Origin of the sequence: Aeromicrobium sp. CF3.5 (assembly GCF_051262695.1) — a bacterium.
Classification (GTDB): domain Bacteria; phylum Actinomycetota; class Actinomycetes; order Propionibacteriales; family Nocardioidaceae; genus Aeromicrobium.
Genome location: NZ_JBIMEZ010000010.1, coordinates 21,098 through 39,463 on the forward strand (window position 1 = coordinate 21,098; position 18,366 = coordinate 39,463).

18 protein-coding genes are annotated in these 18,366 nt (G+C 68.1%); 17 read left to right on the forward strand and 1 reads right to left on the reverse strand.

All coding sequences use genetic code 11. From position 1 onward, the window contains the following. Positions 1–35 precede the first annotated feature (35 nt). From ACHAA3_RS15225 to ACHAA3_RS15245, 5 genes are all read left to right on the forward strand, one after another. Positions 36–692, forward strand: a complete 657-nt coding sequence (locus ACHAA3_RS15225) for an HAD family hydrolase (RefSeq protein WP_435709893.1) — start codon at positions 36–38, stop codon at positions 690–692. After that, on the forward strand, positions 689–1,606 hold the full coding sequence (locus tag ACHAA3_RS15230; protein WP_435709894.1) for a site-2 protease family protein: 918 nt from the start codon (positions 689–691) through the stop codon (positions 1,604–1,606). The genes ACHAA3_RS15225 and ACHAA3_RS15230 overlap by 4 nt, the downstream gene beginning before the upstream one ends. After that, positions 1,603–2,475, forward strand: a complete 873-nt coding sequence (locus ACHAA3_RS15235) for a tRNA (adenine-N1)-methyltransferase (RefSeq protein WP_435709895.1) — start codon at positions 1,603–1,605, stop codon at positions 2,473–2,475. The genes ACHAA3_RS15230 and ACHAA3_RS15235 overlap by 4 nt, the downstream gene beginning before the upstream one ends. 27 nt (positions 2,476–2,502) lie before the next feature. Continuing rightward, positions 2,503–4,152 (forward strand): proteasome ATPase, encoded by a 1,650-nt coding sequence (gene arc / locus ACHAA3_RS15240; RefSeq protein ID WP_435709896.1) that lies wholly within the window; start codon positions 2,503–2,505, stop codon positions 4,150–4,152. A gap of 73 nt (positions 4,153–4,225) precedes the next feature. Continuing rightward, positions 4,226–4,630, forward strand: a complete 405-nt coding sequence (locus tag ACHAA3_RS15245; RefSeq protein WP_435709897.1) for a GNAT family N-acetyltransferase — start codon at positions 4,226–4,228, stop codon at positions 4,628–4,630. A 10-nt stretch (positions 4,631–4,640) separates the two neighbouring features. Here the strand turns inward: ACHAA3_RS15245 and ACHAA3_RS15250 are convergent, their stop codons facing one another. Further along, positions 4,641–5,813 carry a glycosyltransferase family 4 protein gene (locus tag ACHAA3_RS15250; RefSeq protein WP_435709898.1) on the reverse strand — a complete coding sequence of 391 codons (1,173 nt, stop codon included), beginning with the start codon at positions 5,811–5,813 and terminating at the stop codon, positions 4,641–4,643. Between the two features lie 111 nt (positions 5,814–5,924). Here ACHAA3_RS15250 and dop point away from each other — a divergent pair, with 111 nt between their 5' ends. Genes dop through ACHAA3_RS15310 form a run of 12 tightly spaced genes read left to right on the forward strand, consistent with a single transcriptional unit; the run spans position 5,925 to position 18,316 of the window. Continuing rightward, entirely contained in the window at positions 5,925–7,424 is a 1,500-nt protein-coding gene (dop, locus tag ACHAA3_RS15255) for a depupylase/deamidase Dop (RefSeq protein WP_435709899.1), read from the forward strand. 24 nt (positions 7,425–7,448) lie between these two features. Next, complete coding sequence (locus ACHAA3_RS15260; RefSeq protein ID WP_435709900.1) at positions 7,449–7,643, forward strand: ubiquitin-like protein Pup; 195 nt, start codon at positions 7,449–7,451, stop codon at positions 7,641–7,643. Continuing rightward, on the forward strand, positions 7,640–8,467 hold the full coding sequence (gene prcB, locus ACHAA3_RS15265; protein WP_435709901.1) for a proteasome subunit beta: 828 nt from the start codon (positions 7,640–7,642) through the stop codon (positions 8,465–8,467). The genes ACHAA3_RS15260 and prcB overlap by 4 nt, the downstream gene beginning before the upstream one ends. 11 nt (positions 8,468–8,478) lie before the next feature. Further along, positions 8,479–9,180 carry a proteasome subunit alpha gene (gene prcA / locus ACHAA3_RS15270; RefSeq protein WP_435709902.1) on the forward strand — a complete coding sequence of 234 codons (702 nt, stop codon included), beginning with the start codon at positions 8,479–8,481 and terminating at the stop codon, positions 9,178–9,180. A gap of 54 nt (positions 9,181–9,234) precedes the next feature. Further along, positions 9,235–10,596 (forward strand): Pup--protein ligase, encoded by a 1,362-nt coding sequence (gene pafA, locus ACHAA3_RS15275; RefSeq protein ID WP_435709903.1) that lies wholly within the window; start codon positions 9,235–9,237, stop codon positions 10,594–10,596. Positions 10,597–10,656: 60 nt separating this feature from the next. Continuing rightward, positions 10,657–11,574 carry an FKBP-type peptidyl-prolyl cis-trans isomerase gene (locus ACHAA3_RS15280; protein WP_435709904.1) on the forward strand — a complete coding sequence of 306 codons (918 nt, stop codon included), beginning with the start codon at positions 10,657–10,659 and terminating at the stop codon, positions 11,572–11,574. Between the two features lie 12 nt (positions 11,575–11,586). Beyond that, the gene (locus tag ACHAA3_RS15285) at positions 11,587–12,558 is read left to right on the forward strand and encodes a helix-turn-helix transcriptional regulator (protein ID WP_435709905.1); all 972 of its coding nucleotides are present in this window, start codon (positions 11,587–11,589) and stop codon (positions 12,556–12,558) included. Next, positions 12,555–13,523 carry a helix-turn-helix transcriptional regulator gene (locus tag ACHAA3_RS15290; RefSeq protein WP_435709906.1) on the forward strand — a complete coding sequence of 323 codons (969 nt, stop codon included), beginning with the start codon at positions 12,555–12,557 and terminating at the stop codon, positions 13,521–13,523. Before ACHAA3_RS15285 ends, ACHAA3_RS15290 begins: the two co-directional genes overlap by 4 nt. Before the next feature lie 16 nt (positions 13,524–13,539). Further along, positions 13,540–13,812: a twin-arginine translocase TatA/TatE family subunit gene (gene tatA / locus ACHAA3_RS15295; protein WP_435709907.1), complete on the forward strand. Its 273-nt coding sequence runs from the start codon at positions 13,540–13,542 to the stop codon at positions 13,810–13,812. Positions 13,813–13,871: 59 nt separating this feature from the next. Next, a complete protein-coding gene (tatC, locus tag ACHAA3_RS15300) occupies positions 13,872–14,636 on the forward strand; it encodes a twin-arginine translocase subunit TatC (protein WP_435709908.1) in 765 nt (254 codons plus the stop codon). Between the two features lie 26 nt (positions 14,637–14,662). Continuing rightward, a complete protein-coding gene (locus ACHAA3_RS15305) occupies positions 14,663–15,580 on the forward strand; it encodes a YegS/Rv2252/BmrU family lipid kinase (protein ID WP_435709910.1) in 918 nt (305 codons plus the stop codon). A gap of 9 nt (positions 15,581–15,589) precedes the next feature. Continuing rightward, on the forward strand, positions 15,590–18,316 hold the full coding sequence (locus tag ACHAA3_RS15310) for a DEAD/DEAH box helicase (protein WP_435709912.1): 2,727 nt from the start codon (positions 15,590–15,592) through the stop codon (positions 18,314–18,316). Positions 18,317–18,366 lie beyond the last annotated feature (50 nt).

Below are 18,366 nucleotides of genomic sequence, written 5' to 3' on the forward strand. Positions count from 1 at the left end.
CTCGCGCCCGTGACGCGGGTATTACGGTGGTCGGTGTGACTGACTTCGCGGCCGTCCTGTGGGATCTCGACGGCACGATCGTCGACACTGAACCGATCTGGATCGCTGCCGAGCACGAGCTGGCAGCCGACCACGGCACCACGTGGACCGAGGAAGACGCCCTGCAACTGGTGGGCAACGCGCTGCTGGACAGTGGGGAGTACATCCGCACTCGGCTGGGGCTCGACCTGACCGCGGTGCAGGTCGTGGACTATCTCGTCGCGCGCGTCGTGGCAGCACTCGACCACGACATTCCGTGGCGCCCGGGAGCCCGCGAGCTGATCGACGGGCTCGCCGATCAGACCGTGCCGCAGGCGCTGGTCACGATGTCGTACCGCGCGATCGCCGCTCCGGTCGTGGCGCACCTGCCGTTCCAGGCCGTGGTCACCGGTGATGAGGTGACCCACGGCAAGCCGCACCCGGAGCCCTACCTGCGTGCGGCCGAGCTGCTCGGGGTGGACGCCGCCGACTGTCTGGCCGTCGAGGACTCGGCCACCGGCGCGGCCTCGGCCAATGCGGCCGGCTGCACGGTCGTGGTCGTGCCACACATGGTGCCTGTCCCGCCGGCATCGAGGCGGGTCAGCCTACCGAGCCTGCAGGGGTTGACGCCCCACGCGCTGTTCGCGGCCGGCTCGGTACCTTGGGGCGTGTGAATCGAGCGTGGCGCGTGGGGCGTGTGGCAGGTGCCGACCTGCTGATCAAGCCGTCCCTGCTGATCATGGGTGTCGTGCTCGTGGTGGTCTTCGCGACCCGGTTCGACGATCGGACGTCGACCAATCCCTACGTCCTGGCCGTCGCCTTCGTCGTCGGCCTGTACGCCTCGGTGCTGGTGCACGAGCTCGCGCACGTGGTGGCCGCCCGCGGATACGGCATGACCGTGCAGTCGGTGACCCTGCACCTGCTCGGTGGCGAGACCCTCATCGAGGGGGAGAGCAGGACTCCGCTGCAGGAGCTGTGGGTGGCCGGCGTCGGGCCGCTCGCCTCCGCGGCGATCGGTGGCGCGTGCCTCGCCGTCGATGACCTCTTCTCCGGGACCGTGGGCGCGCTCCTGACGGCGATGGGGCTGGTCAACCTCCTGGTCGCCGCCTTCAACCTGATCCCGGGCCTCCCACTCGACGGCGGACGGGTCCTGCGGGCCCTCATCTGGGGCGTCACAGGACGCGAGCTCGTCGGCATCCGCGTCGCCGCCTGGATCGGGCGGATCGCGGCCGTCGCCGTGCTGGCGGTCGTGGCGGGCCTCCTGGTGGCACGCGAGGACGGATACCTGCTCGACCTGGTCGTCGCGATCCTCGTCGCAGGATTCCTGTGGACGGGATCCACGCAGGCGCTGCAGCGGTTGGCATCACGCGAACGGCTCGACGGGCTGGTGGCTCGCGAGCTCGCCGACACCGTGACACCAGTCCCTGCGGGCGCCCTCGAGCTGTCTGCCGACCTGCGCGGCGAGGCGCTGCTGCGCGCCATCTCGGCCCGACCGGCCGACCACTACGTACTCACCGAGACCGACGGAACGGTGGCCGGCGTCCTGTCGCTCACCGCCGTCGACACAGCATTCAGGAGAACCACATGAGTGATCTGACCACCGGCGACTGGGTCCGGCTGACGGACGCCAAGGGGCGCAAGCACAACTTCCCGCTCGAACCGGGTCGCGAGTTCTCGACCAAGAAGGGTCAGATCCGCCACGACGACATCATCGGTCGCCCCGAGGGCATCGTGATCGAGTCCTCGATGGGCGGTCAGTACCAGGTGTTTCGGCCCCTGCTGTTCGAGTCGGTGGTGTCGATGCCACGCGGTGCGGCGATCATCTACCCCAAGGACACCGGCCAGATCCTGGTGTGGGCCGACATCGCTCCCGGGCTACGTGTCGTCGAGGCCGGCGCCGGTTCGGGTGCTCTGAGCAGCTATCTGCTGCGCGCCCTGGGACCAGACGGATACCTGGGCTCGTACGAGATGCGCGAGGAGTTCGCCGACACGGCCCGCCGCAACGTCGAGTTGATGCTGGGCGACGCGCCCGACACGTGGTCGTTGACCGTCGGCGACGTCCGCGAGGTCATCACCGAGACGGAGATCGACCGACTGCTGCTGGACATGGTCGATCCGTGGTCCTGCATCCCGCTGGCCGTCGATCGTCTGGTGCCCGGCGGAATCATCTGCGCCTACGTCGCCACCACCACACAGCTCTCGCGCTTCGTCGAGACGCTGCGCGAGGACGGCGGCTTCACCGAGCCGGTGGCGTGGGAGACGTTGAGCCGCGACTGGCACCTCGAAGGCCTGTCGGTGCGTCCCGACCATCGGATGAACGGTCACACCGCGTTCCTCGTGACGGCTCGACGCATGGCGCCGGGGGAGCGCACCCTGGAGCGGACCCGGCGCCCGGCGCCCGGCGCGTACGGACCTGACTACAGCGGCCCACGCCCCTTTGGCTCGTCTGACCGGTAGGCTCGGTTTCACCTTCAGGAGGTGGCCATGAGCGACAGAAACGACCGAGGTCCCCAGCAGGACACCTACGTGCGAGACCTGGAGTCTCGCCTCGCTGCCACATCGGCCCAGAACGAACGACTGACCGGGACGTTGCGTGAGGCTCGTGACCAGATCGTCGGCCTGAAGGAAGAGGTTGATCGACTGGCTCAGCCGCCCACGGGCTTCGGGACGTTCCTGCACCTGAACGACGACGACTCCGCTGACGTGTTCACCGGCGGTCGCAAGCTGCGGGTGACCGTCAGCCCGGCCGTCGAGCGCGACGATCTGGTGCGTGGCCAGGAGGTCATCCTCAACGAGGCCATGAACGTGGTCGCGGCCCTGGAGTTCGAGAAGACCGGCGAGGTCGTCAGCCTCAAGGAGATCCTCGCCGACGGCGAACGCGCTCTCGTCATGGGCAATGCGGACGAGGAGCGGGTCGTGCGCCTGGCCGAGCCGCTGATCGGTCTGACGATCCGGCCCGGCGACTCGCTCCTGCTCGACGGTCGATCGGGCTATGTCTACGAACGAGTGCCCAAGTCCGAGGTCGAGGAGCTGGTCCTCGAGGAGGTCCCCGACATCGACTACGAGTCCATCGGTGGCCTGCGCGGTCAGATCGAGTCGATCCGCGACGCCGTCGAGCTGCCCTACCTGCATCCCGACGTCTTCATCGAGCACGAGCTCAAGCCGCCCAAGGGGGTCCTGCTGTACGGCCCGCCCGGCTGCGGCAAGACCATGATCGCCAAGGCGGTCGCAGCCTCGCTGGCCAAGAAGGTCTCGGAGAAGACCGGCGAGGAGGGGCGCTCGTACTTCCTGAACATCAAGGGCCCCGAGCTGCTCAACAAGTACGTCGGCGAGACCGAACGTCACATCCGCCTCGTGTTCCAGCGCGCTCGTGAGAAGGCCAACGAGGGCACGCCGGTCATCGTGTTCTTCGACGAGATGGACTCGCTGTTCCGCACGCGTGGTTCTGGGGTGTCCTCGGACGTGGAGAACACCATCGTCCCGCAGCTGCTCAGCGAGATCGACGGCGTCGAGGGCCTGGAGAACGTCCTGGTGATCGGTGCGTCCAACCGCGAGGACATGATCGACCCCGCGATCCTGCGGCCGGGCCGTCTGGACGTGAAGATCAAGATCGAGCGGCCCGACGCCGAATCGGCCACCGACATCTTCAGCAAGTACCTGACCGCCAACCTGCCGATGCACCCCGACGATCTCGCCGAATGGGGTGGCGACTCGCAGGCCACCGTCGACGGCATGATCCAGCGGACGGTCGAGCGGATGTACACCGAGTCCGAGGACAACCAGTTCCTCGAGGTCACCTATGCCAACGGCGACAAGGAGATCTTGTACTTCAAGGACTTCAACTCCGGTGCGATGATCCAGAACATCGTCGACCGCGCCAAGAAGATGGCCATCAAGGACCTGCTCGAGACCGGCCAGCGCGGCATCAGCGTGCAGCACATGCTGCAGGCCTGCCTCGATGAGTTCAAGGAGAACGAGGACCTGCCCAACACGACCAACCCCGACGACTGGGCTCGGATCTCGGGCAAGAAGGGTGAACGCATCGTGTTCATCCGCACCCTCATCTCCGGCAAGGGCGGAAACGAGCCTGGCCGCTCGATCGACACGGCTTCCAACACAGGTCAGTACTTGTGAGCGGGCCAGCCCTCTGAGCGAGCTCCGAGCGGCGCGTCTGGACCATCCGGACGCGCTGCTGCTGATCGATGAGGTGCAGGCGGAGTACCGCCGGCGTTATGGCGGACCGGGCGATGTCGCTCCGATCGATCCCAACGAGTTCGACGCCCCATCCGGGCTGTTCGTGCTGGTCTACGTGGACGGCGACCTGGCTGCCATGGGTGGATGGCGGCGACACTCCGAGCTGCCCGGGCGGGCTGATGCCGAGATCAAGCGCATGTTCGTGCGGCCTCGGTTCCAGCGCCGGGGCCTGGCGCGTGAGCTGCTGGCTCACCTGGAGCGGACCGCACTCGACGCGGGTGTGCAGCGGTTGGTGCTGGAGACCGGTCCGGCACAACCAGAGGCGATCGAGCTGTACCGCTCCTCGGGCTACGTCGAGGTCGAGGCGTTCGGCTACTACGCGGGCCAGGGGAGTACCCACCTGGGCAAGGTCCTGTAGCTGCGAGCGGCTACCGTCGCACCATCCTCCGCGTGCTCCAGTGTCGACGAGTCAGGTCATCGGGTCCGGTGGGGGAGTGCTCCTCGATCGCCGCCGCGTAGTGGCCGACCAGCTCAGAGCACAGCGAGCGCCACGAACGGCCTTGCACGGACTCCCGAGCCGCCCGGCCGAAGGCGGCTCGCTTGGACTCGTCGCCGACGAGGTCGCGCACCCGGTCGGCCATCTGGTCCAGGTCGCCGGCCGCGTACAGCCAACCGGTGCGGCTCTGCTCGACCAGGTCGATGGGGCCGCCGACGCCTGCGGCCACGACGGGGACACCGGACGCCAAGGACTCCTGCACGACCTGGCAGAAGGTCTCGGTCTCGCTCGTGCTGACCAGGACGTCGAGCCCGGCGATGGTGCTGGCCAGCTCGTCGCCGTGCAGCATGCCGGTGAAGTGAGCCCCGGGTAGCAGCTTTTCGAGGCGCCCCCGTTCGGGCCCGTCGCCCGCCACGACCAGGCGGATGCCGGGCACGCCCGCGAGTCGCGCCAGGTCGGCGACCTGCTTCTCCGGTGCCAGTCGGCCGACGTAGCCGACCAGTCGCTCGCCGTTGGGGGCGATCGTCGCGCGCCAGGCGTCGTCCCGGCGCGTGGGCGTGAAGCGCTCGAGGTCGACCCCGCGACGCCACAGCCGCACGCGCTCGACGCCGCGCTGGTCCAGCTCGGCCATCGTCGCGGTCGACGGTGCCAGCGTCAGGGTGGAGCGGTTGTGGATGTCGCGCACGCGCTTCCACAGCAGGTTCTCGGCGCCGCGGATGCCGTAGCGCGCGGCGTACGCGGGCACGTCGGTCTGGAACACCGCGACCGTCGGCACGTCGAGCGCCTGTGCGGCCAGCGTCGCTCTCCAGCCCAGCGAGAACGGAGAGGCGAGGTGGACGACGTCGGGTGAGAAGTCACGCAGAGCCTCCGCCACGGGGGAGACTCGGCCGGTGGCCACACGGACGTCCCGGTACCCCGGGAACGACCACGCGGGCATCGTGATGACCCGGGCTCCTGCGACCTCGTCGGGCACGCCCGGTGCGTCGGGTGCCAGGACGATCGCCTGGTCGCCGCGAGCCGCGAGGTGGTCGAGCACGCGGAGCACCGAGTGCACCACGCCGTTGGTCTGGGGGAGGAAGGACTCAGAACAGATCGCAACCTTCATGACCCTCAGACTGGTCGCGCAATTGCACCGCCGGGCAACGCCTGCACGACGTGTCGGCGACCATCAGACGACCACTTCGTGACGTGCTGCCGGAGTCCGTAGGCTCACCCCATGACCGTTCACCGCGTGCAGGGCAGCGAGGTCGAGTACGGGATCACCGTGCAGGGCCAGCCCAACGCCAACCCGATGGTGACCTCGACCCACGTGGTCAACTCCTACGCTGCGGCCCACGGCCTCACCCGTCGTGCTCGGTGGGACTTCGAGGAGGAGAGCCCGCTGCGGGATGCGCGTGGCTTCGACCTGAGTCGTGAGGTCGCCGATCCCTCGCAGCTGACCGACGAGGACCTCGGCCTGGCCAACATCATCCTCACCAACGGTGCGCGGCTCTACGTCGATCACGCGCATCCGGAGTTCTCCAGCCCCGAGGTCACCACTCCGATGGACGTGGTGCGCTGGGAGAAGGCCGGCGAGGAGGTCATGCGCTCGGGCGCCGAGCTGGCCGGTCAGATGCCGGGAGCCCAGCCGATCGTGCTGTACAAGAACAACATCGACAACAAGGGCGCCTCGTACGGATCGCACGAGAACTACCTGATGGACCGGGCCGTGCCGTTCGAGCAGGTCGTGGAGCACCTGATCCCGTTCTTCGTGTCACGCCAGGTCTTCACCGGCGCTGGTCGGGTCGGGCAGCGCCAGGACGGCAGCGTGCACGCCTTCCAGATCAGCCAGCGCGCCGACTACTTCGAGGTCAACGTGGGCCTCGAGACGACGCTCAAGCGCCCCATCATCAACACCCGCGACGAACCGCACGCCGATCCCAAGAAGTATCGGCGCCTGCACGTCATCATCGGCGACGCCAACTGCTCCGAGACCGCGATCCTGCTCAAGCACGGCACCACGTCGTTGGTGCTGGCGATGATCGAGGCGGGCTTCCTGCCCCGCGGACGCTCGCTGGCCAGACCCATCGAGGCCCTGCACGCGATCAGCTACGACCCCACCCTCACGCAGGTCGTCGAGCTCGACGACGGGACCCAGGTCACGGCGTTGGATCTGCAGTGGCAGTACCTGACAGCCGCCCGCGAGTTCGTCGACCGCGAGGGCTCCGATCCGGAGACCGATCAGGTCCTCGAGCTGTGGGAGTCGACCCTCACCCGGCTCGGCCGGGACCCCATGCTGTGCGTCGACGAGCTGGACTGGGTGGCCAAGCTCGCTCTGCTCGAGCGCTACCGCGAGCGCGACAACCTCGACTGGGACCACGCCAAGCTGCACCTGGTCGACCTGCAGTATCACGACATCCGCACGCACAAGGGCCTGTTCCACCAGCTCGTGCGCACCGGCCGGATGAAGCGGTTGCTGACCGACGACGTGGTGCGGGCCGCCGTCACCGAACCTCCGCACGACACGCGCGCGTACTTCCGGGGCATGTGCCTGACCCGATTCGCTCCCGACGTGGCGGCCGCCTCCTGGGACTCGGTGATCTTCGACCTGCCCGGACATGACTCGCTGCAGCGGATTCCCACGATGGAGCCGCTGCGCGGAACTGCAGAGATGGTCAGCCACCTGTTCGAGTCCAGCGCGTCCGCCACAGAGTTGTTTCGAGCAATCACCGCGTAGGCCATCACCGCGTACGATTGGTGCATGTCCGAGCAGCAGCGCAAGAGTCCACGCAAGTCCGGCGAGTCCGAGGAGCAGGTCGAGGCCACCGAGGTCGACCCGCAGTCCAAGGCCAAGCTGGATGACGACGTCGACTCGATCCTCGACGAGATCGACGGCGTCCTGGAGGAGAACGCCGAGGAGTTCGTGCGTAGCTTCGTGCAGAAGGGCGGCCAGTGAACGGCTCGCTGCCCGAGGGCACCCGGCTGTCGGGACAGTCCTCGTTCGCCGACTACCTGGCCAGTCAGAGCCCCGACCTGATGCCGGGCGCGGCCCAGAAGCTGGCCGGCGGATCGCCGGACATCGCGCCGCACGGCACGACCATCGTGGCCGCCACCTTCGACGGCGGTGTGGTGATGGCGGGCGACCGCCGCGCCACCATGGGCAACCTGATCGCCCAGCGCGACATGCAGAAGGTGTTCCCGGCCGATGAGTTCTCGGTCGCCGGCATTGCGGGCACTGCCGGCCTCGCCATCGAGCTGGTGCGGCTGTTCCAGGTCGAGCTCGAGCACTACGAGAAGATCGAGGGCACCGTCTTGTCGATGGACGGCAAGGCCAACCGGCTCGCTGCGCTCATCCGTGGCAATCTCGGTCTGGCCATGCAGGGACTGGCCGTCGTGCCGCTGTTCGCCGGATTCGATCGCGACATCGTGCGCGGCCGCATCTTCTCCTACGACGTCACGGGCGGACGCTACGAAGAAACCAACTTCTGCGCCGTCGGTTCCGGTTCGACCTTCGCTCGTGGTGCGCTCAAGAAGCTGTACTCGCCCGGACTGACCGAGGGCGACTGCGTGACCGCAGCCGTGCAGGCGCTGTACGACGCCGCTGACGACGACTCGGCCACCGGCGGCCCCGACCTGACCCGCCGCATCTTCCCGATCATCTACTCCGTCACCGCCGACGGCTACCGCCGCCTCGACGACGCAGAGGTCGGCTCGATCGCCGACGACGTCATCGGATCGCGCATGCAGCGCCCCGACGGCCCGCCCGCGCCCCTGAACTGAAGGACCCACTCATGACCCAGCAGTTCTACGTCTCGCCCGAGCAGCTCATGAAGGACCGGGCGGACTTCGCCCGCAAGGGCATCTCGCGCGGTCGCAGCGTGATCGTGCTGCAGTACGCCGACGGCATCGCCTTCGTGGCCGAGAACCCCTCCCAGGCACTGCACAAGGTCAGCGAGATCTACGACCGCATCGGCTTCGCCGCCGTGGGCCGCTACAACGAGTTCGAGAACCTGCGCATCGCTGGCGTGCGCCTGGCTGACATGCGCGGCTACGCCTACGACCGCCGCGACGTCACGGCCCGTGCCCTGGCCAATGCCTACGCCCAGACGCTCGGCGCGATCTTCAGCGCCGCGGGGGAGAAGCCGTACGAGGTCGAGATCTTCGTCGGCGAGGTCGCAGACACCGCGGAGAACGACCAGATCTATCGCCTCACCTACGACGGGCAGGTCGCCGACATCCAGGGCTTCGGCGTCATGGGCGGTCAGAGCGAGACGGTCGAGTCCTACCTCACCGAGCACTACGAGCCCGGCCTCGGCCTCGACGCGGTCATCGCCGTCGCCGCAGCAGCCCTCGGACACGACAGCGAGCAGCCACGCACGCTGGCCGCGGCCTCCCTCGAGGTCGGCGTCCTGACGCGCACCCGCTCGCAGCCGCGCAAGTTCACGCGCATCTCTGACGCCAGCGTCGAGGCTTCGCTCGCGACCGCCACCTGAGGCGCCGCCGCAACCGCCCCCACCTTTTGAGAAGCCCGCACTAGGCTGACGCTCATGGACCGGCGGATCTTCGGCATCGAGAACGAGTACGGCGTCACCTGTTCGTTCAAGGGACAGCGCCGACTGTCGCCGGATGAGGTGGCGCGCTACCTGTTCCGCCGGGTCGTGTCGTGGGGGCGCAGCAGCAACGTGTTCCTGCGCAACGGCTCGCGCCTGTACCTCGACGTCGGCAGCCATCCCGAGTACGCCACGGCCGAGTGCGATGACGTGGTCGACCTCGTCACGCACGATCGCGCGGGGGAACGCATCCTCGAGGCGCTGATGGTCGACGCCCAGCAGCGGCTGGCCGACGACGGCGTCGAGGGCGACATCTACCTGTTCAAGAACAACACCGACTCGGCCGGCAACTCCTACGGGTGCCACGAGAACTATCTGGTCGGCCGCAGCGGGGACTTCAGCCGGCTGGCCGATGTGCTGATCCCCTTCCTGGTGTCGCGGCAGATCATCTGCGGCGCCGGCAAGATCCAGCAGACACCCCGCGGCACGATCTTCTCGGTCAGCCAGCGTGCTGAACACATCTGGGAGGGCGTCTCCAGCGCCACGACACGCTCCCGCCCCATCATCAACACCCGCGACGAACCGCACGCCGACGCCGAACGCTTCCGCCGCCTGCACGTCATCGTCGGCGACTCCAACATGAGCGAGACCACCACGCTGCTCAAGGTCGCCTCCACCGACATCGTGCTGCGGATGATCGAGGCCGGTGTCTCCATGCGCGACATGACCCTGGACAACCCGATTCGCGCCATCCGCGAGATCTCCAACGACATGACCGGCCGCCGCAAGGTGCAGCTGGCCAACGGTCGCGAGCTGTCGGCCCTGGAGATCCAGGCCGAGTACTTCGGCAAGGCCGCCGAGTTCGTCGACCGGCACGGTCTGCACACACCCACCATCACGCGGGCCCTCGACCTGTGGGAGCGCACGCTCAAGGCGATCGAGTCCGAGGACCTGTCGCTCGTCGAGCGGGAGATCGACTGGGTCATCAAGTACAAGCTGCTCGACCGATACCGCACCAAGAACGGCATGAGCTGGGCCGACCCGCGCATCGCGCAGCTCGATCTGGCCTACCACGACATTCACCGCGATCGCGGTCTCTACTACATGCTCGAGCGCAAGGGAGCCGTGGCGCGAGTCACCCGCGACCTCGACGTCTTCACGGCCAAGTCGGTGCCACCGCAGACCACCCGGGCCCGGCTGCGCGGCGACTTCATCGCCCGGGCGCAGGAACGCCGGCGCGACTTCACGGTCGACTGGGTGCACCTCAAGCTCAACGACCAGGCCCAGCGCACCGTCTTGTGCAAGGACCCCTTCCGCTCCCACGACGAGCGGGTCCAGCGGTTGATCGACGGCATGTGAGCAGTTGTCAGCCCCGGTTAGGCTGACGAAGTTCGGATCGTCCATCGCTAAGGCTGTTTCGTGTTGCGCATTCTGATCGCTTGTGTGTCCGCTGCGCTGGTCCTCTCCGGTTGCGGCTCCGACGACGACTCGGTCGACGCCGCGTTCGAGTCCATCGAGATCACCGGTGGTGCGACTCCCAAGGTGACGGTGCCGGAGGGCTTCAGCTCGGCGAGCACCGAGACCAAGATCGTCAAGGCCGGGGGCGGCGAGACCGTCGAGGACGGCGACACCGTCAAGGTCAACTACCTGGCCGTCAACGGGCGCACGGGTGAGCAGTTCGACAGCTCCTACGCCTCGGGACAGGCCGCCACCTTCACGCTGGACGAGTCGAGCCTGCTGCCGGGCTTCATCAAGGCACTCGGGGAGCAGAAGATCGGATCGCGCATCCTGGTGGCGATCGCCCCGGAGGACGGCTTCGGTCAGGCTCGCGCTGAGCTCGACCTGAAGGCCGACGACACGATGGTGTTCCTGTTCGATCTGGTCGCCGATGTCCCCGACGAGGCTCAGGGCACCGAGAAGGAGCTGCCCTCCGACGTTCCCCAGATCACCCTCGACGACGACGACCACCCGTCCGGGTTCAAGCCCAGCGACGACGTCGCGCCAGATCCCACCGCGCCGAGCGTCAATGTCGCCATCGAGGGCGACGGTCCGGTGATCGAGCCCGGTCAGAACGTCGTGACGCAGTACGTCGGTCAGATCTACCCGGATGGAGAGGTGTTCGACTCCTCGTGGGACCGGGGCATGCCGGCCCCGTTCCAGATGGTCGACGGGGGAGCGATCTCGTGCTTTACCGACCAGATTCCCGGCCAGAAGGTCGGCAGTCGCATCCTGCTGATCTGCCCTCCGGACTCCGCCTACGGCGCCGAAGGTCGACCGCCCACCATCGAGGGCGACCAGACCCTCATGTTCGCAGTCGACTTGCTCGACGCTTCCTGACATATTGCCTGCATGTCTGCTCGCAAGTCCGAGAGGTTGCTCAACCTCATCTTCCTGCTCCTGGTCAGTCGACAGTTCCTGACCAAGGCGCAGATCCGCGACGCCATCGCCGGGTACCGCGAGGCCAGGACGCACGAATCCTTTGACCGCATGTTCGAGCGGGACAAGGAGGATCTGCGCGAGCTGGGCATCACGGTCGAGTTCGGCTCGCACGATCCGTTCTTCAGCGACGAGCAGGGTTATCGCATCCGGCGTGACACCGCCGAGCTGGCCGACATCGAGCTGACCCGCGAGGAGGCAGCCGTCGTCGGTCTGGCCACCCAGGTCTGGGAGCACGCGGGACTGGCGAGCTGGTCCACGACGGCCCTGGTCAAGCTCAAGTCCGTCGGCGTCGACGTCGACACGACGGCTCTGCGCATGGCCGAGCCGCGGCTGTCCACGGACGAGCATGCCTTCGACGCCATGTGGGAGGCTGCGACCGGGCGGGTGCCCGTCTCGTTCGTGTACGCCCGCCCGGGCGGGGAGTCGATGCAGCGTCACCTCCAGCCGTGGGGCATCGTGTCGTGGCGGGACCGCTGGTACGTGGGTGGCTTCGACACCGATCGTGACGCACCGCGAGTGTTCAGGCTCTCCCGCATCGTGGGCGACGTCCGCACCACCGGGTCCCCGGGGGACTACGTCGTCCCGCCCGGCACCGACATGCGGAAGGTCGCCGCTTCGCTGTTCGAGCCCGACCCCGACCGCGTCGCCGTGCTGCGGGTCCGGGTCGGCCGCGGGCAGTCCCTGCGGCGCTCGGCGACCGTCGTGGAGCACACCGAGGAGTTCGACACCGTCGAGGTCACCTACCACTCGACCCACGAGCTGGCCGCCCACGTCGCCTCCTACGGCCCGGACGTGGTGGCCCTCGAGCCGCCGGACCTGCGTGCTGCCGTCGTGGCTCACCTGCGCGTGGCCGCGAGCGGAACGCTCGGGGTCATCGCATGAGCACGTCCCAGAACCAGGTGCTGCGGATGCTGGCGATGGTCCCGTACCTGCAGGGCAACGACGGAGTCCCCGTCGCCGAGGTGGCGCGCGAGTTCGGCGTCACGGCCAAACAGATCCGCGATGACCTCAAGGTGCTCATGTACACCGGCATCGGCGAGTTCCCCGGAGAGCTGATCGACTTCGACGTCACGGCCCTCCAGGAGCACGGCGTCGTGCACATCCGCGACGCGGAGTTCCTCACCCGACCTCTGCGCATCTCGGCCCAGGAGGGCGCCGCCCTCATCGTCGCGCTGCGCACGCTGCGCGCCTCCGCCGCGGGAGACGAGCTCACGGTCGTCGACGCCGCGCTGGCCAAGCTCGAGTCGGCGATGGGTGAGCAGGTCCACGCACCGGTCGATGTCGTGCTGGACGAGGTCGACCCGGGCATCCGGGCCACCGTGGGTCGCGCGCTCGCCGAGGGACGTCGACTCGACATGACCTATGCCACCGAGACCCGTGACGCGCAGAGCCGTCGTCAGGTCGATCCGCGTCGCATGTTCACCGAGCGCGGTCGCCTGTATCTCGAGGCGTGGTGCCTGTCGGCCGAGGACCTGCGGTTCTTCCGCCTCGACCGGGTCGTGACCGCCGACGTCACCGACACTCCAGTCGACGTCCACGACGCCACGTCGCGAGATGTCTCCGACGGCATGTTCACGGTCGGGGAACAGACTCCCTTCGCACTGGTGCAGCTGCATCCTGCCGCACACTGGATGACCGAGTACTACCCGGTCGAGCTCGTCGAGGAGGGCACCGACGGGGTGTGGACGGCCAAGCTGTTCGGAGCGGACTGGAACTGGCTCCGGCGACTCGTGCTGCGCAACGCGGGAGCCCTGCGGGTCCTCGAACCTGAACATCTGGTGACCGATGTGGCTGGAGCGGCCCGCTCGGCGCTGAGCGCGTACGATGAAGACGAATCGTCTGTCTAGAGGAAGCGAGTCGACCATGTTCCGTGGAGGGATTGGTCCAACGGAGATACTGCTGATCCTGGGCGTCGTCGTCCTGTTGTTCGGTGGCAAGAAGCTCCCCGAGCTGGCACGCGGCTCGGGCAAGGCCCTGCGCATCTTCAAGACCGAGGTCACCAGCCTCACCGACAATGGCAAGGACGACGACGAAGACGACGACGACACCCAGGCGGCGAAGAAGAAGCCGCAGCCGGCCGCGCTCGAGGTCGTCGAGGTCCCTGACACGGTCGAGAAGAAGCCCGAACAGGGCTGACCTTGACTGCGGTCGATGACGGGCAGACGGGGGCGCCCGTCGGGGGGACCATGCCCCTGATGGCGCACCTGCGTGAGTTGCGCTCACGACTCACCAAGGCGGTGCTCGGCATCGTGCTGGGCACGATCATCGCCCTGGTGTTCTACGAGCCGATCCTGAACTGGTTGTCCGAGCCCTACTCGGAGATCCGACCCGAGCTGGAGGCGCAGGGGATCAACACCGATCTCGTGCTGACCGGTGTGGGTGGTGCCTTCACGTTCCAGCTCAAGATCTGCCTCATCGCCGGTGTCGTCATGTCGAGCCCCATCTGGCTGTGGCAGATCTGGGGCTTCGTGCTGCCGGCACTGCATCGCAACGAGAAGAAGTCCGCGATCCTCCTCACCGGGATCGGCGCGCCGCTGTTCGTGGCGGGCGCGTACGGCGCCTATCTCGTCCTGCCCAAGGCGATCCTGCTGCTGATCGGATTCGTGCCGGATGGCTGGGGATCGCTGCTCACCGGTGCGGAGTACCTCAACTTCGTGGTGCGGATGGTGCTGGTGTTCGGCCTCGCCGCCGAGATCCCCCTCGTGGTCACGGTGCTCAACCGCATCGGCGCTGTCAGTGCCGCCCAGCTGGCCCAGTTCCGGCCCTGGACGATCATCACGATCTTCGTCTTCGCTGCAGTCGCGACCCCGACGACGGACCCGCTGACCATGCTGTTCCTGGCGGCCCCGATGACGATCCTGTACTTCGTGGCTGAGATTCTCGCCCGGTTCAGCGACCGCAGGCGCCACCGCGAGCGCTCGAAGCTCGCCGACGACGAGCTGTCATCGCTCGACGACTGAGCCTGGTCCTGCCCTAGGGTTCAGCCATGCAGGGTTCAGCCATGCGCGTGGCGATCGTCATCAACCCCACCTCGGGGCGACGACGAGGTCGGCAGCTCGGCGACCACGCACATGATCGGCTGACGGCGCTGGGCCACGACGTCACGATCGTGTGCGCCGTCGATGCGCGCCTCACCCGCACCGGACTTGCCGCCGTGATCGAGCAGGGTGTCGACACGGTCCTGGCGGTCGGCGGAGATGGATTGATCCACGCGATCCTCGACCTGGTGGCCGTCCCGGGACTGACGCTGGGACTTGTGCCAGCCGGCTCCGGCAACGATGCGGCGCGGTCCCTCGACATTCCCACCCGCGACGTCGACGCCGCGCTCGACGTGGTGCTCGCGGGGTCCACGCGCACCATCGACCTGGCCGAGGTCATCGGAGACGACGGCACCGGTCAGCTGGTGGCCACGGTGGTTGCGTCGGGATTCGACTCCCAGGTCAACGAGCGCGCCAACGCGATGACGTGGCCCCGGGGAAATCTGCGCTACCTGCGCGCCATCGCCGCAGAGCTCCTGTCGTTCAGGCCGCTCGACTTCACGCTGACACTCGACGCAGAGGAGGTGCTGCACCGCCGCGCGATGCTCGTGGCCGTCGGGAACGGGCCCTCCTTCGGAGGAGGTCTGCGCATCTGCGAGGGCGCCGAGCTCGACGACGGGTTGCTCGATGTCGTGGTGATCAACCCGTTGAGCACGGTGACCTTCGTCCGGGTCTTCCCCCGGTTGCGGCGCGGCACCCACACCGAGCTGCCCCAGTTCGAGCGGCACCGCGTGCGGTCAGCGCGGGTCGAGAGTGCAGGCGTCGTCTCCTATGGGGACGGCGAGCGGATCGGTGCACTGCCGCGCACCGTGCGCGTGCTGCCCGCCGCGCTGACCGTGCACGTTCCGTCGGGGGCGCGGCCGTAGGCTGGCGCCATGAGCAGCCCGGCGGATGCCTACGCACGATCACGCCAGGACCAGGCGCACCCGCACCTCGCGGCCTTCCGCGACCGGTACGGGTTCGGGCTGGACGACTTCCAGGTGCGGGCCTGCCGCGAGGTCGAGAACGGGCACGGGGTCCTGGTCGCGGCGCCCACGGGCTCGGGCAAGACCTTGGTGGGCGAGTTCGCCGTCCACATGGCGCTGGCGACGGGTCGCAAGTGCTTCTACACGACGCCGATCAAGGCACTGTCGAACCAGAAGTTCGCAGACTTCGTCGCCGAGCACGGCGCCGAGAACGTCGGGCTGCTGACGGGCGACAACACGATCAACGGCGAGGCGCCGATCGTCGTGATGACCACCGAGGTCCTGCGCAACATGCTCTACGCGCGGTCGCGGACCCTCGACACGCTCGGTTACGTCGTGATGGACGAGGTCCACTACCTCGCCGACCGGATCCGCGGCGCCGTGTGGGAGGAGGTCATCATCCACCTGCCCGAATCGGTGTCGGTGATCTCCCTGTCGGCGACGGTGTCCAACGCCGAGGAGTTCGGCGAGTGGCTGACCGCAGTCCGCGGCGACACGGTCACGATCGTGGAGGAACGCCGCCCGATCCCGCTGCACCAGCACGTCCTGGTGGGCCGCAAGCTGTTCCCGTTGTTCGAGGACGCACCCACCAGCGGCGAGCCGCCGGTCAACCGCCAGCTGGAGAAGATCGCTCGCGAGGACTGGCAGTTCACCCGCATGCAGAAGGGGCATCGTGGGAAGGGCGGGAAGCGGCCCCGCACCCAGCACCGCAGTCCCACCCGGGTCGACATCGTCGAGCGCCTCGACGCAGCAGCGCTGCTGCCGGCGATCGTGTTCATCTTCAGCCGTGCCGGGTGTGCAGCTGCGGTGCAGCAGTGCCTCGACGCCCGCATGAACCTGAGCACCACCGAGGAGCGCGACGAGATTGCTCGGTGGGTCGACGCGGCGTGCGCCCACCTGCCGGACGAGGACCTGCACGTGCTGGGATTCCACGACTTCCGCGAAGCCCTGATCCGCGGCGTGGCCTCGCACCACGCGGGCATGCTGCCCACGTTCAAGGAAGTCGTCGAGGACCTGTTCAGTCGGGGCCTGGTCAAGGTCATCTTCGCGACGGAGACCCTGGCGCTCGGCATCAACATGCCGGCCCGTTCGGTGGTCATCGAGCGCCTCACCAAGTGGAATGGCGAGACCCACGCCAACGTCACGCCGGGGGAGTACACCCAGCTCACCGGACGCGCGGGACGCCGCGGCATCGACGTCGAGGGTCACGGCGTGGTCCTGTGGCAGGCCGGCATGGACCCCAAGCAGGTGGCCGGACTCGCCTCCACGCGCACCTACCCCCTCAACTCCTCGTTCCAGCCGTCGTACAACATGGCGATCAACCTGGTGGGCCAGGTCGGCCGCGAGGTCGCGCGCGACCTGCTCGAGCAGTCGTTCGCCCAGTTCCAGGCCGATCGCGGAGTCGTCGACCTGGCACGTCAGATCCGCAAGGCCGATGACGCCTTGACGGGGTACCGCGACTCCGCCCAGTGCGACCGAGGCGACTTCATGGAGTACGCCGCCCTGCGCCGTCAGATCAGCGACCTGGAGGCCTCGGGCGTCAAGCAGCGCAAGTCCGAGGACCGCAACGCCGCGCTCGCCTCGGTGCTCGAGCTCAAGCGCGGCGACGTCATCATGGTGCCCGGCGGCAAGTGGGCCGGGCTGGCAGTCGTGATCGACCCCGGCGCAAATGGCGACCACGACAGCCCCCGCCCCCAGGTCCTCACCGCCAGCAAGCACGCTCGTCGACTTGCCGTCATCGACTTCCCGACCCCGGTGCAGCCACTCACCACGATCCGGATCCCCAAGTCGTTCAGCGCTCGCGATCCGCAGGCCCGCCGCGATCTCGCCTCGACCCTGCGCAACCGCGTGCCTCACGGTGAGCACCCAGCCGCGCGCGCGCCCGCCAGGTCCCACCAGCACGCCGACCCCCGCATCGACGAGCTGCGCCGTCAGATGAAGGAGCACCCATGTCACGGGTGCCCGGACCGGGAGGCACACGCCCGATGGGCCGAGCGCTACCAGAAGCTGGACCGCGACACCGGCAACCAGCGCGGTCGCATCGAGCAGCGCACCAACACCGTGGCCCGCCAGTTCGACCGCGTCTGCCAGGTGCTGGACACGCTCGGCTACCTCGACGGCGACACGGTGACGCGGGAAGGTGAACGACTCAAGCGCCTGTACAGCGAGCTCGACCTGCTGGTCAGCGAATGCCTCAAGGAGGACATGTGGACCAACTTGGGGCCGGCCGAGCTGGCCGCGGTGGCCAGCGGTCTGACCTACGCAGCGCGCCGTGACGACGAGTCCGCCTCGCCACGCATGCCGACCGCGCGAGTGCGCGAGGTCGCCGAGTCGATGAATGTGCTGTGCCTCGAGCTCGAACAGCTCGAGCGCGACCACCGACTCAAGTTCCTGCACCGCCCCGACTTCGGATTCGCCCAGGCCGTCTGGGACTGGTGCAACGGTGCGCCGCTGGACGAGGTGTTGGGCCAGACCGAGATGGCGGCCGGCGACTTCGTGCGCGCCATGAAGCAGCTGATCGACGTGGTCGCGCAGATCGCCGACGCCTCCGGCCCCAGCCCCCTGCGGGACACGGCGCGGCAGGCGCTCGACGAGCTACGTCACGGGGTCGTGTCCTACAGCAGCGTGCACGGGTAGGGATTTCCGGCTTCGCCGGGCTGAGGACGAAATCGAGGTGGCCCAACAGC